The sequence below is a fragment of the Allopusillimonas ginsengisoli genome, assembly GCF_004153455.1.
GTDB lineage: Bacteria > Pseudomonadota > Gammaproteobacteria > Burkholderiales > Burkholderiaceae_B > Allopusillimonas > Allopusillimonas ginsengisoli.
Map to the genome: position 1 here is coordinate 34,747 of NZ_SDQE01000018.1, position 14,160 is coordinate 48,906.

Below are 14,160 nucleotides of genomic sequence, written 5' to 3' on the forward strand. Positions count from 1 at the left end.
CTTATTCAACAACTAGGAGTCCTAGACATCGCAACCGATAAATCTCATCGCATTAATGGTGAAATCCGTGTCCCGGAGGTTCGCCTCATTGGCACGGATGGTGAACAACTTGGCGTTCTGAAAACCGCCGAGGCTATACGTTTGTCAGAGCAACACGAAGTGGACCTGGTCGAAATCGCACCCAATGCGGTGCCGCCAGTTTGCCGCCTGATGGATTATGGCAAGTTCAAGTACCAGGAGCAAAAGCGCCAGCAAGAAGCGCGCGCCAAGCAAAAGACTATACAGGTCAAGGAAGTCAAGTTTCGTCCCGGAACCGATGAAGGCGATTACCAGGTCAAGCTGCGCAATCTGCGCCGTTTCATCGAAGAGGGCGACAAAGCCAAGGTCACCTTGCGTTTCCGTGGCCGCGAAATGGCCCACCAGGAACTCGGCATGCGCGTACTCGAACGCGTGCGCGACGATCTCAATGAGCTCGTCCAGGTGGAAGCCATGCCCAAGCTTGAGGGGCGTCAGATGGTGATGGTGCTTGCGCCGCGCAAAAAAGCCACGCCAGGCAAGGGCGAGTCCGCTTCCTGATCCGATTGTCTATTCATGGCAACGCCGGCCTGACGCCGGCGTCGCAACGCACGCGGGTGTCCTATGCACGTCTTGTTTGTGATCGACCCCTTGTTGTCCTTGAAGGCATACAAGGATTCATCTGTGGCGATGATGCAGGCGTTGGCTGCACGTGGCCATCAGCTTAGTGTCACCCATCAGGGCGACCTTTATATTGACGAAGGTATAGTCAAGTGCGTTGCAGCCGGCATCGAACTGGTGGCGGGGGCAGATCTGCACGGCCATGCATGGTGGCGTCAGCGGGCCGAAGCCGCCGAGCGTCCTCTGCCGGATTTCGACGCCATCGTGATGCGCAAGGATCCTCCCTTCGATATGGAGTATGTGTATTCCACGCATTTATTGGAGTATGCGCAAAAGCAAGGCGCGCGCGTCTTCAATTCCGGCGAGGCGATACGCAATCACCCCGAGAAGCTGGCCATTACCGAATTCGCGTCATTTACGTCGCCGACATTGGTTACGCGCGATATGGCGCGCTTGCGTGCATTCCATGCCAGTCACGGCGACGTTATCGTCAAGCCGCTGGATGGTATGGGCGGAACTGGCATCTTCCGGCTGCGCGATTCGGAGTACAACCTGGGCTCCATTCTCGAGACGCTGACTGACAATGGATCGCGCACAATCATGGCGCAGCGCTATATCCCTGAAATCGTTCATGGCGATAAGCGCATTCTGCTGATTGCAGGCAACGCCGTGCCTTATGCACTGGCGCGCATTCCCCTGGCGGGCGAAACGCGCGGCAACCTAGCCGCCGGCGGCCGGGGTGTGGCACAGGCGCTCAGTGAGCGAGACAAGGAGATTGCCGAGGCAGTCGGCAAGCAACTGGAAGGACGCGGACTGTTGCTGGTAGGGCTTGATGTCATTGGAGATTATGTCACCGAGGTCAATGTGACCAGCCCAACATGTTTTGTCGAAATCACAGAGCAAACCGGCTTTGACGTAGGCGGCTGTTTTGCCGACGCGCTCGAACAGTCGGTGGCGCATCATGGCTAGCATCGTCCTGGTCATGCACGAGCCCTTGGGTGCTGCGTTTGCCGCCTGTGCCGGGCATGTGTTGGGTCAAAGCTCACCGCTCACTGTTTTTGATGTTGCGCCGGATGCGGATCCCGAGGCCGAGGTCACTCGCCTTGCCCGTCTTCTGCAGGAGCAGGGTGATGCGGTCCTGGTGCTGTGCGATATCTACGGCGCGACGCCGTTCAATATCGCGAAGCGAGGCATACGCCTTGCGACGGCTCAAGGCATTGATGCGCATCTTATTACGGGGACAAATCTGTGCATGGTCTTGAAGGCCTTGACCGAACAGCAGGAAAATCCGGATAAACTTAGTGAAAGTGTTCGTCAGGGAGCGCTTCGAGGTATCGTCAGCGCCGACCAGCCTTAGTGGCTGGACACGGCGGTCGTCATCATAAGTATCTAGCTACAAAGAGCCTATGCCTTCTATTGATATCGTGATCAGTAACAAACTGGGTCTGCATGCGCGAGCGGCGGCCAAACTCACGCAACTGGCTGGCAAGTTCGCCAGCGAGATTTTCATTTCTCGAGGCGCGCAGCGCGTCAATGCAAAAAGCATTATGGGTGTCATGATGCTGGCAGCAGGCATGGGCGTAACGGTAAAGGTGGATGCCGCAGGCGAAGACGCTGATGCTGCATTGCGCGATATTCGCGCGTTGTTCGACGGAAAATTTGGCGAGCCAGAGTAAGCTTTCCCCCATTAAGGAATGGCGCATATTCCCATGAAACAAGCACCCTCCCATCTACCATCTGGCATGTGTGCGATGGTGTGCGCCCATGGGCAAGGCGTCGTAAAAGGCTATGCAATAGGCAAGGCTGCGATCATGAGCGCGGCGGCGCTCGAGGTTGCGCATTACAGGATAGCGCCCGAGGACGTCCCGGGCGAATGTGCACGGCTTGAGCAGGCCATGTGCAAGGCCCGTGAAGAGCTCGATGCCATTGCCGCCACGCTGCCCGATGACGCTCCCAGGGAGCTGGGTCCGCTGCTTACCGTGCATAGCCTCCTGCTGGCCGACCCCATGTTGCTGCAGCAGACCTGTGAATTGATCACGGAACGCCACTACAACGCCGAGTGGGCGCTCACCAGCCAGGGTCAACTGCTGTCCGAGCAGTTTGCGCTCATGGATGACGAATATTTGCGTGAGCGTGGTGCTGACATACGCCAGGTCATTGAGCGCATTCTGCGGGTGATGTCCGGGTCAACATCGTTGTTGCCCAGTCTCTACGCCAGCGATGCGGAAGATTCACTGATTGTGGTTGCCCGGGATATCTCACCAGCCGACATGCTTCGGCTGCGCGGTGGGCGCTTTGCTGCCTTTCTCACGGACCTGGGCGGTCCAACCTCGCATACCGCCATTGTGGCGCGCAGCATGAATGTGCCGGCGATCGTCGGTCTTGGGCACTTTCGCGGTCTGGTTCGAGATGGCGACATTCTGGTTGTCGATGGGTTCACTGGTACAGTCTTGATTAATCCGTCGGGGCAGGTATTGCAGGAATATCGCGAACGCCAGGCCGAATACGAGCGAGAGCGTGCCGAGCTGGCCTTGTTGCGTGATGCACCGGCTGTAACGCTCGATGGCATCGTGATCAAACTCGAGGCCAATATCGAATTGCCCGAAGAGGCCGAAGCCGCCAAGAAGGCCGGCGCAGATGGCATTGGCTTGTTCCGCAGTGAGTTTCTGTTCATGGGTCGCTCGGATCTGCCTACCGAAGTAGAGCAATACGAAGCCTATGCAGCGGTCGTCAAGGCGATGGACGGGCGGCCGGTGACAATACGCACCCTGGATATCGGCTCGGACAAAACCCTGGACGGCGACGTGACGGTTGCGACCAATCCTGCACTGGGACTGCGGGCCATACGCTATTGCCTGGCCAAGCCGGAAATGTTTGCCACCCAGTTGCGCGCCTTGCTGCGCGCATCGGTGTTTGGGCATGTTCGCATTTTGATTCCCATGATTTCTCATATTCATGAGGTGCATGCGACGCGGCTGGCTATCGAGTCAGCGTGCCGCGAGCTTGACGCGCGTGGCGTCACCTATGCGCGCAATTATTCCTTGGGAGCGATGGTGGAGATTCCGGCCATTGCAATTGCGATTGAGCCCTTTGTCGAGGCCCTGGATTTTCTTTCTATCGGCACCAACGACTTGATTCAATATACGCTTGCGGTAGACCGTGGCGACTCGGACGTGGCGGACTTATACGATCCGATGCATCCTGCCGTGTTGCGACTGATTGCCCACACGATCAACGCAGGAGAACGCGCCGGCAAGCCGGTTGCCGTATGCGGCGAGATTGCAGGTGATTCCCGTGTCACCCGCATGCTGCTGGGCTTGGGGTTGACTGAGTTTTCCATGCATCCACAGCAGTTGCTTGATGTCAAGAAAGAGGTGCGCCAGGCGCATTCCAACGCGTTGCGTCTCAAGGTCGCCATGGCTTTGAACCGGGCAGAGCGCATTGATCTGGCCACGCTGTCAAGCTAGCAACAGGCCCTGACGGAATCTTCCTGACAAACAGGCTGATGGCACCGCGGCCATCAGCCTGTTTGTTTCTCTTGCTCAGCTACCGGATCTAGGGGTGATAAGCGGTTTCGCCATGTGCGCTGATGTCCAGCCCCTCGCGTTCCTGATCTGCGTTGACGCGCATGCCCCCGCATAGCTTGTCCGCGACAAAGTAGGCGATCAGGGCGGCGATCGCGGACCACGCGATGGTGATGAGCACGCCTTCAAGCTGCAGCCAGACCTGCCAGGGGATGTCGCCCAGGCTATCCAGGCCTGGCCCACCCAAAGGCTTGGCATTGAACACGCCTGTGAGCAGGGCGCCCACGATTCCTCCTACACCATGGATGCCAAATACGTCGAGCGCGTCGTCAGCGCCCAACATGCGCTTCAGGCCATTTACTCCCCATACGCAGGCTGCGCCGGTCGCAAGGCCGATGATGAGAGCCCCGCCAGGCCCGACGAGCCCTGCGGCTGGTGTTATGCCAACCAAGCCTGCGACAGCCCCTGAAACGGCACCCAATAATGAAGGCTTGCCCTTGATCGCCCACTCGACTGCGATCCAGGAGAGTATGCCGCCCGCCGTGGCAATAACGGTATTGAACAATGCGAGAACCGCTGTTTCGTCTGCGGCAAGCGCAGAGCCGGCGTTGAAACCGAACCAGCCTACCCACAGCAGCGAGGCGCCGATCATCGCCATAGGCAGGTTGTGAGGCTGCATGGATTCGCGCCCGTAACCGACGCGTTTGCCCAGGTAGTAGGCCCCTACCAGCGCCGCAACGCCCGAGTTGATGTGCACGACGGTGCCGCCGGCGAAATCCAGGGCGCCCCGCTCAAGCAGAAATCCCCCCGGCCCCCACACCATATGGGCGATGGGGATGTAGGACAGGGTCATCCAGATTAATGTAAACACAAGGACGGCGCCGTAACGGGCCCGTTCGGCGAATCCACCCACGATCAGTGCGCAGGTAATGCCGGCGAAGGTGGCCTGGAACGTGGCAAAGCTCAGCTCGGGAATGCTGCCCGACATGTTGTATGTGCCGGCGCCCAGATCGAGCATGCCGCGAAACAGCGTGCGGGAAAATCCGCCCAGCACGGCCGAGCCATCGGTGAATGAAAGTGTGTAGCCATAGACGAACCAGACCACCAGGACCAGCGCGAATATCGAGGTAACCTGCACCAGCACTGACAATACGTTCTTGGAACGCACCAACCCGCCGTAGAACAGTGCGAGGCCGGGCATGACCATGAACAGTACCAGCACCGTCGAGATGCTTACCCATGCCAGATCGGCTTTATCCATTTTGTACTCCTGAAGAATGCGCGCAAACCTTTTCGTTGTTACGCCACAGAGGTTGTCGATAGAAGGGCGGCGAGCAACTAAAGCGCGTTATCGCCTTGTTCGCCGGTTCGGATGCGTATGGTCTGCTCAATGGTGGTGACGAAGATCTTGCCGTCGCCGATCTTGCCCGTCCGCGCGGCGTTGCATAGACATTCGAGCGCCTGTTCCGTTTGGGCGTCGGACACGGCAAGCTCCAGCCGGAGCTTGGGCAGAAAGTCCACGGTATATTCAGCGCCCCGATACAGTTCGGTATGGCCTTTCTGGCGGCCAAACCCTTTGACTTCGCTCACGGTCATGCCCTGTATGCCGATGTCCGAAAGCGCTTCGCGAACCTCGTCCAGCTTGAACGGTTTGATGATTGCGGTAATTAGCTTCATGGCGGTTCCTGTTGTGGTCGTCGATACAGGTAATGCAATAGCCGTGCCAGTTTTTCGTTGCCCACATTGCGAGTTTCTGGCGCTGCGGGCCGGAAATGCTGCAATGCGGTGCGCCGATCCGCATGAGGTGTGCCAATGTGGTGCGGGGGCCAGAACCGCGCACCAAGCTGGAGCGGGCCATCCCGGGGATGTGCCCGTCAATCCGGGGGAGCCGGCTTTGCACAAATGTGTAACAAGACACGCTCGGCAGACAGCCTTTGTATCTAACTGTATTTGCGCGAAAAACAAGCGAAACTGCGGGACGCCGCCCGTGGCAAGGGACTGAATGAAAATTCAAACCTAAAAAAAATAATTATTGAAATCAGGATTTACACTAGGCTCCTCGCAGAGGCAGCATCGCTGGCTAGAATGGTTTCAGCCAGTTGTAACAAGCTCGCTGCTGAACCGTTAGTCGCACCGGCCTCAGCCAGATCTAATCTGCGACGCTGGATAAGTGAGGTATTTATGAACAAGACTCGTACCCATCTCGCCATCATTGCATTGGCTGCTTCGATGAGCCTGCTCGCGGCATGCTCCAAGGAAGAATCGGATGCTGCGGACACGGGCGCCACAACCACTGAACCCGCACCGGCGACAGAAAGCGCGCCTGCCATACCGCCTGCATCGCCAGATACTTCATCCACTGCGCCAGATACTTCATCTACCGCACCGGACACCTCCTCGACTGCGCCGGATACTTCTTCAGTCACCCCGGCTCCTTCCGCGGCGAACGGCACCAGCACGGAGCCATCCGCCGGTGACCAATTGAAGGCCGACGCCAAGAGCGCAGGCAGCACAATTTCCGAAAAAGCGGGTGACGTGAAGGATGCCGCGGCGGAGAAAGCCCATCAGGCTGGCGAGGCGATTCGTGAGGGCGCCGACAAGGCAGATAAATCCATCCAGGAAAACCTGGGTGATGGCTCGCCCAGCACGGATGAAACGCCGCCTGAAAACCAGGGGTAAGCACAACGCGAGTAGTCGAACTGCGGTCCGGCTAGTCACTGGCAGCCTCCCAATACCGGAAAGTCGTTCCGGAATTGGGAGGCTGTCTGCTATAAACTAGAGGAATTACTGCATCAGGAGGCAGCCATGATCGCCCGCAATGAATGGATTGAAGATTTTCAGAAAAACATATCCGAACTGATTGCCAAAAGCCCCGCCGCCGACATCGAACGCAACATCAAGGCAATGATGGCCCAGACCTTTTCCCGGATGGATCTCGTGACACGCGAAGAGTTTGATGTTCAGGCAGAGATGCTGGAACGGGCCATGACGCGTGTCACGGCGCTCGAATCTCGCATACAGGCCCTGGAAGGCCGGCCAGACACGCCGCTTCAGCAAGGCACTGTCCGCTCCTGACCGCACTGCGGCACGGTCTTGGGCAATGCTGACGGCCGCGTGATGCCCGCCATGGTAGGGCGGGTGCCTGGTATTCCTTATCCCGGCGTATTGATTCGGACATCTTTGGCCAGACCCCATCCCGGGGTCGGTGGCGAAATGACATACTGATTCCCTTTGTTTTCCTGCGCATGTCACAGGCCGACTGTTCTGGCGCTGTGACATGCGCATGGGTTGACGGAGGGGGGCATGTCGCTTGCTGTACTGGCCAGCCGGGCGCTTTGCGGCCTGGAGGGTCACTCGGTTCGAGTGGAAGTTCATGTTGGCAGTGGGCTGCCTACCTTCACCATGGTAGGTTTGCCCAATACAGGGGTGCGCGAAAGCCGCGACCGTGTTCGCTCCGCCATTGTCAGCAGCGGCTACGAATTTCCCCCGGGACGTATCACGGTCAATCTCGCGCCAGCTGATATCCCAAAGGAATCTGGGCGTTTCGACCTGCCGATTGCATTCGGGATATTGCTGGCGTCGGGACAGATCACGTTCGCGGCGCCAGGCGGTGAAGCATCCTTGATCAACTACGTGTTTGCCGGAGAGCTCTCGCTTACGGGGGCTGTCATGCCCGTGGCCGCGCCGCTGGCCATTGCGCTGGCCGTGGCGCGCACCGATCCGCAAGCCATACTGGTAATGCCTCCCGCTTGCGCTCAGGCAGCGGCGCAAGTGCCTGGCCTCAAGGTGCTGGCGCCACCGACCCTGGGGGATCTGGTGGGGCATTTCACAGGCAGCCAGCCCTTGCCCTTTGTTGTGCTGCACAGTCAAGAGGGATGTGAAGTGAGGCAGGGAAGGCGCCAGGCGCTTGCGGGGCGGGAGGCCGCCGATGCGCATGAAGCCCTTGACACACAGTTGGGGCCGGACCACAGCCAGGGCGGGCTTGCTGAGCACGGCGCCGAAGCCTGCCTGTCCGCAGTGCGGGGCCAGCCGTTGGCGCGCAAAGCGCTCGAAGTGGCCGCGGGAGGTGGACATAGTTTATTGATGTCCGGGTCGCCCGGTACTGGCAAAAGCATGCTCGCCCAGCGCCTGCCTGGCATTTTGCCCCGCCTCGACAGATACCAGGCGCTGGAGGCGGTGGCGTTGGCCAATATCGCGGGAGGACAGCAGCCATTCAGCGACCTGCCGCCTTTTCGATCTCCGCATCATACGGCTTCGGTGGCCGCATTGGTGGGCGGCGGGCGTTTTCCGAAACCCGGTGAAATCAGTCTGGCGCACCGCGGAGTATTGTTTCTGGACGAATTGCCCGAGTTCAATCGCCAGGCGCTAGAATCGCTGCGTGAACCACTGGAAACTGGCAAGGTCACCATCGCAAGGGCCAGCCGTACGCTGACCTATCCTGCCAGCTTCCAGCTTGTCGCGGCGATGAATCCCTGCCCTTGCGGGTGGATGGGGCATCCCTTCAAGCCGTGCAACTGTAGCCCTGACGCCGTGCGTCGATATCGCGAGAAAATATCCGGTCCGCTGCTCGACAGAATAGATATTCAGGTGTCTTTACCGCCAGCGGATATAGACTGGCTCAACGCGCCGCCAGGCGAACCCTCGGCACAGGTGCGGGCAAGAGTGCTCAAATGCAGGGAACGTCAGCTGGCACGGCAGCAGTGCGTGAACGCGATGCTGGATGCCAGTCAGATTGACATTCATTGCCGTCTGGAGGCCGATGCGCGGCAAATGCTCAGCCGGGGCCTGGCAAGATGGCGCTGGTCTGCCCGTGTCTTGCATCGCCTGTTGCGCATCGCGCGCACAATTGCAGATTTCGATGACGCCCGCGGGATTGCCGCCGCCCATCTTGCCGATGCCATTCGGCTGCGTCAGCCCTGGGAGACATAGGTGTGGGAACGCCCTCGACACAAAGCTTGGGGTTGGGTCTGGGGTGAGGCGTAAATATTTTCAACATGGCAAAACGTGCCTTTTTGTCACGCATCCAGTATCCTTAGATCCACATGCGGTCAATGCTTGACACTCAGGCGCAGCAACAAGAAAACCACAAGGAGACATTCAATGGCATTGTTAAAGAAAATCTGTTCGGCTGTCGTGGTGGCGGCATTGCCGCTTTCCGTCGCGTTTGCAGATCCTGCCGTCGTCATGGCGCCAGGCGGGGCCGGTGGCGGTTACGATGCCGCTGCGCGGGTGCCGCTGCAGGTCATGCAGGAAGCGGGCATCTTCACGGACGGCGCACAAGTCACCAATAAGGGCGGCGCGGGCGGCACGATAGGCCTTGCGGAATTTGTCCGTACCGCCAAGGGCAACGATAACGCCATCATGTCGATCGGGTCGATTCTGGTCGGCGCCATCATTTTGAACAAGTCACCGGTCTCGCTCGACGACGTTGTGCCCCTTGTGCGGTTGGCTGACGATGCGGGGGCCGTGGCTGTTCCCCCCAACTCTCCCTTCAAAACCATCGAAGACATCACCAAGGCCCTGGCAGATAATCCTGGGGCCAATCCCATCGGCGGAGGGTCTATCGGCGGCGTGGATCACGTGACGGCAGCCTTGCTGGCGCAGGCTGCGGATATCGACCCCAAAACCATCAATTATGTCCCTTACACCGGCGGCGCTGAAATGATTACCGCGCTGGCGGGCGGGCAGTTGAAATTGGCGATTTCGGGCCTGTCCGAGCTCAAGCCCTACGCGGATCAAGGCAGGCTGCGCCTGATTGCGGTCACCTCCGACGAACGGTTGCCAGGTACGGATGTACCCACCCTGAAAGAGTCTGGCCTTGATGTCGTCATTGGCAACTGGCGCGGCATCGTGGGCGCACCCGGGATGTCCGACGACGGCCGCAAAATGTGGTTGGATCGTTTTGAGAAAATGCATGCGACGCCAGAATGGAAAAAGGCGCTCGCGGATCATGAGTGGACAGATGCCTATCTGGCCGGTGATGACTTCGCGACATTTCTTGACGAGGAAAAAGAGCGCCAGAAAGAGGTGCTTGAGTCGGTCGGCCTGATTAAGTAATTGATGATGCCCAAGAAGCAACGCCCCTGGTGGTTGGGGCTGGCTGTGATTGCCATCGGGCTGCTCTGGTTCTTTCAGGGACGCAGTCTGCCTCAGCTCGGTGGTTACGCCGCGCTGGGGCCGGGATTCTTCGTAACCGTCATCGGCGGCCTGATTGTATTGCTGGGCGTCATCCTGCTGGTGCAGATAGCGCGCGGGGAACAATTTACGCCTCAGGACACCGAAAATGCAGAGGCCAATGCGGCGGTTTCCTGGCCTTCATTGTTTTACGCCGCCGCGGCGGCTGCTGTGCCGCTGTTAACCATGCAGCGACTGGGCTTTCCCCTGACCGCCATGTTCTCGTTTGCACTCGTTACACGGGCATTCGGGTCGCGCCGCATTGTGTTCGACTGCTTGATTGGGCTGGTGCTGGGCGTTATCTGCTGGATTGGCTTTTCGAAACTGGGCGTGAACCTGGGGCAGATCATGCCTCTGGTGGAGTGGTGAAATGGACTCTCTGAACGCGTTAATGACCGGGTTCGGCGTTGCGCTGCATCCCATCAACCTGCTCTGGGCACTTCTGGGTTCGGTGCTCGGTACCGCCATCGGCGTATTGCCAGGTATCGGGCCTGCGCTCACGATCGCCTTGCTGCTGCCTGTCACGGTACAGATCGCTCCCACTGCCGCCTTCATTATGTTTGCGGGCGTCTTGTACGGCGCCATGTATGGGGGCTCAACGACTTCGATTCTACTGAATACGCCGGGCGAAAGCGGGTCTATGATGACTGCGCTAGAAGGCAACAAAATGGCCAAGTCGGGCAGAGGGGCAGCCGCGTTGGCAACGGCGGCCATCGGCTCTTTTGTGGCCGGTACGTTGGCAACGCTGGGCATCACTTTCTTTGCCCCGCTGGTGGCGGAGTTGGCATTTGTTTTTACGGCCGCCGACTATTTCGCCTTGATGGTGCTGTCCTTGATGTCGGTTTCCGTTGTCATGGGTACGTCGCGCGTGCGTGGCCTGATCGCTTTACTGCTGGGGCTGGCGCTTGGCGTCGTGGGCATTGATGGCCAGACAGGGCAGGCGAGGCTGACCTTTGGGTCGCCGGCGCTTCTTGATGGCATTGAGCTCACCGTGGTGCTGGTGTCCTTGTTCGCAGTCGGCGAGATTATGTATGTCGCGAGCCGCTACAGCAGCATGCCGCCACAAATGAATCCCTTGTCGGGCGGGGCCTGGATGACCAAAGACGACTGGAAGCGCTCCTGGAAGCCCTGGTTGCGCGGTACGCTTTTTGGGTTTCCGATTGGCGCCTTGCCAACAGGTGGTACGGAAATTCCCACTTTTCTTTCTTATACCGTAGAGCGCAAGCTGTCCAAACATCCTGAAGAGTTTGGCCACGGCGCCATCGAGGGGGTGGCGGGGCCAGAGGCAGCGAATAATGCGGCAGCAGCCGGCATTCTGGTTCCCTTGCTGACACTGGGCCTGCCCACGTCGGCGACAGCAGCCATCCTGCTGGCCGCCTTTCAGAGCTATGGGCTGCAACCAGGGCCATTTTTGTTCACCAATAGCCACGATCTGGTCTGGGCGGTGATTGCATCGCTGTATGTGGGCAACGTGATGCTGTTGGTGCTGAATTTGCCGTTGGTAGGTTTGTGGGTGCGCTTGCTGCTGATACCCAGGCCTTATCTTTATGCCGGTATTCTCATCTTTGCCATGGTCGGCATATGGGGCATCTCCACCTCCTGGATGGATTTGCTCATCATGTTTGTGGTGGGCGTGGCCGGCTATGTGATGCGGGTCTATGATTTTCCGATCGCACCGGTACTGATTGGACTCATACTCGGGCCCATGGCCGAAACTCAGCTCAGGCGCGCGCTGGCCATCGGGCAGGGCAGTCCCATGGCGCTGGTCGCCGATCCGCTGTCCATTGTTTTCCTGAGTCTCGCCGCATTGGTGTTCCTGTTGCCTCTGCTCTTGAAACGGATCAAGGCTGCGGCAGGTTGATCGTCAATCAGGGGCCGCTGTTGCGCACGGTGGATTGCAGTGGACAAGCGCTAGAAAATCGTCTTATAATCAAGGGCTTTTCCGGTGTTATCGCTTTTTGCAGTGCCCAGTCAGGGCGCGCGTGCCGGGGCGGCGTGTAGCCAACGGCTGCGCTTCGCTTGCTCAGCGGCCGGGAAAATCAAATAAGTGAATTGCAAGGTCTAACAAGTGTCGCCAGAAGGCTGGGGTCCACCTGCATTCATAAATCATAGAGTTTTGCATCATGCCTAAGATGAAAACCAAGCGGGGCGCCGCAAAGCGCTTCAAGGTTCGCGGTAGCGGGTCAATCAAGCGGGGCCAGGCGTTCAAGCGCCACATCCTCACCAAGAAAACAACCAAGAACAAGCGCCAGTTGCGCGGTTCTACCGCGGTGCACAAGTCAGATGTCACCTCGGTCAAGGCAATGATGCCTTTCGCTTGATTATCGGAGATCTACTACCATGCCACGCGTAAAACGCGGCGTTACCGCCCGAGCCCGTCATAAAAAAGTCCTTAAAGCAGCCAAAGGCTACCGCGGTCGCCGCGGTAATGTATTCCGTATAGCCAAACAGGCGGTCATGAAGGCTGGGCAATATGCCTACCGTGATCGCCGCAATAAAAAGCGTACCTTCCGCGCACTCTGGATCACCCGTATTAATGCGGCCTGCCGCGAGCTGGGCGTTTCCTACAGCGTGTTCATCGCAGGCACCAAGAAAGCCTCTATCGAGCTTGATCGCAAGGTACTGGCCGACATGGCTGTCAATGACAAGGCAGGCTTTGCAGCCGTCGTTGCACAGGCCAAGAACGCATTGGCCTCCTGATCGGCCTGCATTTTCTGTTGTAACACTGCAAACGGGGCCTTTGTCGGGCTCCGTTTGCATTTGGACACGCGACACTATGACACCTCCGGTCGACGACCTGATCCTTCAGGCCAAAGAACTTTTCGCACAGGCGCCCGACGCCGCTGCGCTCGAGAATGCCAAAGCCCGTTTTCTGGGCAAGCAGGGCGAGCTAACCGCTCTGCTCAAGGGCCTTGCCAAGCTGGACCCACAGCAAAAGAAAACTGAGGGCGCGCGCATCAATCAGCTCAAGCAGCAGATAGAAGGCCTGCTCAATGACCGTCGCGCCCAAATGGCCCAGGCGGAACTCGATAAACGCCTTGCGGCCGAAACCATCGACGTCACGCTGCCAGGCCGCGGCAGGGCGATGGGTGGCATACATCCCGTGATCCAGACTTGGCAGCGCGTCGAAGCCATTTTCCGTTCGATCGGTTTCGATGTTGCGGACGGCCCCGAGATCGAGAACGACTGGACCAACTTCACCGCGCTGAACAACCCCGAAAACCATCCGGCCCGCTCCATGCAGGATACGTTCTATGTCGACATGAACGACGCGCAAGGGTTGCCGCTGCTGCTGCGCACGCACACCAGCCCCATGCAGGTGCGCTATGCGCGCATGCACAAGCCTCCAATCAAGGTCATTGCCCCAGGGCGCACCTATCGCGTGGACAGCGATGCCACGCACTCACCGATGTTCCATCAGGTCGAAGGCCTCTGGATTGCCGAAGACATTTCCTTCGCCGACCTCAAGGGTGTGTATACCAATTTTCTCCGCGCCTTTTTCGAAACCGACGACCTGAGCGTCAGGTTCCGCCCCTCCTTTTTTCCGTTTACCGAACCTTCCGCCGAAATCGACATGATGTTCACGTCGGGCCCGAATCAGGGGCGCTGGCTTGAAATTTCCGGTTCCGGGCAAGTGCACCCCGAAGTCGTGCGCAACTACGGTCTCGATCCCGAACGATATATTGGCTTTGCCTTTGGTTCGGGCCTCGAGCGCCTTACCATGCTGCGCTACGGTGTCAACGACCTGCGTCAGTTTTTCGAGGGCGACTTGCGCTTCTTGCGCCAGTTCAACCGATAACCCCCGACTATCACGAACTCAACGAGC

16 protein-coding genes are annotated in these 14,160 nt (G+C 58.7%); 14 read left to right on the forward strand and 2 right to left on the reverse strand.

The window, feature by feature from the left end:
• The first annotated feature begins 3 nt into the window (after window positions 1–3).
• From infC to ptsP, 5 genes are all read left to right on the forward strand, one after another.
• Window positions 4–576 (forward strand): translation initiation factor IF-3, encoded by a 573-nt coding sequence (gene infC, locus ERE07_RS20485; protein ID WP_245153816.1) that lies wholly within the window; start codon window positions 4–6, stop codon window positions 574–576.
• Between the two features lie 63 nt (window positions 577–639).
• Entirely contained in the window at window positions 640–1,605 is a 966-nt protein-coding gene (gshB, locus tag ERE07_RS20490; protein WP_130010886.1) for a glutathione synthase, read from the forward strand.
• Complete coding sequence (locus tag ERE07_RS20495) at window positions 1,598–1,993, forward strand: PTS sugar transporter subunit IIA (RefSeq protein ID WP_130010887.1); 396 nt, start codon at window positions 1,598–1,600, stop codon at window positions 1,991–1,993. The genes gshB and ERE07_RS20495 overlap by 8 nt, the downstream gene beginning before the upstream one ends.
• A gap of 49 nt (window positions 1,994–2,042) precedes the next feature.
• Entirely contained in the window at window positions 2,043–2,312 is a 270-nt protein-coding gene (locus tag ERE07_RS20500; protein ID WP_130010888.1) for an HPr family phosphocarrier protein, read from the forward strand.
• A 75-nt stretch (window positions 2,313–2,387) separates the two neighbouring features.
• Window positions 2,388–4,103, forward strand: coding sequence for a phosphoenolpyruvate--protein phosphotransferase (gene ptsP / locus ERE07_RS20505; protein ID WP_245153817.1), 1,716 nt, complete (start codon window positions 2,388–2,390; stop codon window positions 4,101–4,103).
• An 88-nt stretch (window positions 4,104–4,191) separates the two neighbouring features.
• Here ptsP and ERE07_RS20510 read toward each other — a convergent pair whose 3' ends face one another.
• Both ERE07_RS20510 and ERE07_RS20515 read right to left on the reverse strand, forming a co-directional pair.
• Window positions 4,192–5,421 (reverse strand): ammonium transporter, encoded by a 1,230-nt coding sequence (locus ERE07_RS20510; protein WP_130010890.1) that lies wholly within the window; start codon window positions 5,419–5,421, stop codon window positions 4,192–4,194.
• A gap of 77 nt (window positions 5,422–5,498) precedes the next feature.
• Complete coding sequence (locus ERE07_RS20515; protein WP_130010891.1) at window positions 5,499–5,837, reverse strand: P-II family nitrogen regulator; 339 nt, start codon at window positions 5,835–5,837, stop codon at window positions 5,499–5,501.
• A 504-nt stretch (window positions 5,838–6,341) separates the two neighbouring features.
• Here ERE07_RS20515 and ERE07_RS20520 point away from each other — a divergent pair.
• The 9 genes from ERE07_RS20520 to pheS all read left to right on the forward strand — a co-directional run bounded on the left by ERE07_RS20520 (window position 6,342) and on the right by pheS (window position 14,133).
• Window positions 6,342–6,839 carry a RodZ family helix-turn-helix domain-containing protein gene (locus tag ERE07_RS20520; RefSeq protein WP_130010892.1) on the forward strand — a complete coding sequence of 166 codons (498 nt, stop codon included), beginning with the start codon at window positions 6,342–6,344 and terminating at the stop codon, window positions 6,837–6,839.
• A 126-nt stretch (window positions 6,840–6,965) separates the two neighbouring features.
• Window positions 6,966–7,235 (forward strand): accessory factor UbiK family protein, encoded by a 270-nt coding sequence (locus ERE07_RS20525; protein ID WP_130010893.1) that lies wholly within the window; start codon window positions 6,966–6,968, stop codon window positions 7,233–7,235.
• Between the two features lie 228 nt (window positions 7,236–7,463).
• A complete protein-coding gene (locus tag ERE07_RS20530) occupies window positions 7,464–9,089 on the forward strand; it encodes a YifB family Mg chelatase-like AAA ATPase (protein ID WP_130010894.1) in 1,626 nt (541 codons plus the stop codon).
• 171 nt (window positions 9,090–9,260) lie between these two features.
• Window positions 9,261–10,217: a tripartite tricarboxylate transporter substrate binding protein gene (locus tag ERE07_RS20535; RefSeq protein WP_130010895.1), complete on the forward strand. Its 957-nt coding sequence runs from the start codon at window positions 9,261–9,263 to the stop codon at window positions 10,215–10,217.
• A gap of 3 nt (window positions 10,218–10,220) precedes the next feature.
• The gene (locus tag ERE07_RS20540) at window positions 10,221–10,703 is read left to right on the forward strand and encodes a tripartite tricarboxylate transporter TctB family protein (RefSeq protein ID WP_130010896.1); all 483 of its coding nucleotides are present in this window, start codon (window positions 10,221–10,223) and stop codon (window positions 10,701–10,703) included.
• Window position 10,704: 1 nt separating this feature from the next.
• Window positions 10,705–12,195 carry a tripartite tricarboxylate transporter permease gene (locus ERE07_RS20545; protein ID WP_130010897.1) on the forward strand — a complete coding sequence of 497 codons (1,491 nt, stop codon included), beginning with the start codon at window positions 10,705–10,707 and terminating at the stop codon, window positions 12,193–12,195.
• Window positions 12,196–12,457: 262 nt separating this feature from the next.
• Window positions 12,458–12,655, forward strand: a complete 198-nt coding sequence (rpmI, locus tag ERE07_RS20550; RefSeq protein ID WP_130010898.1) for a 50S ribosomal protein L35 — start codon at window positions 12,458–12,460, stop codon at window positions 12,653–12,655.
• Window positions 12,656–12,674: 19 nt separating this feature from the next.
• Window positions 12,675–13,034 (forward strand): 50S ribosomal protein L20, encoded by a 360-nt coding sequence (gene rplT / locus ERE07_RS20555; RefSeq protein WP_130010899.1) that lies wholly within the window; start codon window positions 12,675–12,677, stop codon window positions 13,032–13,034.
• Window positions 13,035–13,110: 76 nt separating this feature from the next.
• Complete coding sequence (pheS, locus tag ERE07_RS20560) at window positions 13,111–14,133, forward strand: phenylalanine--tRNA ligase subunit alpha (RefSeq protein WP_130010900.1); 1,023 nt, start codon at window positions 13,111–13,113, stop codon at window positions 14,131–14,133.
• The last annotated feature ends 27 nt before the right edge of the window (window positions 14,134–14,160 follow it).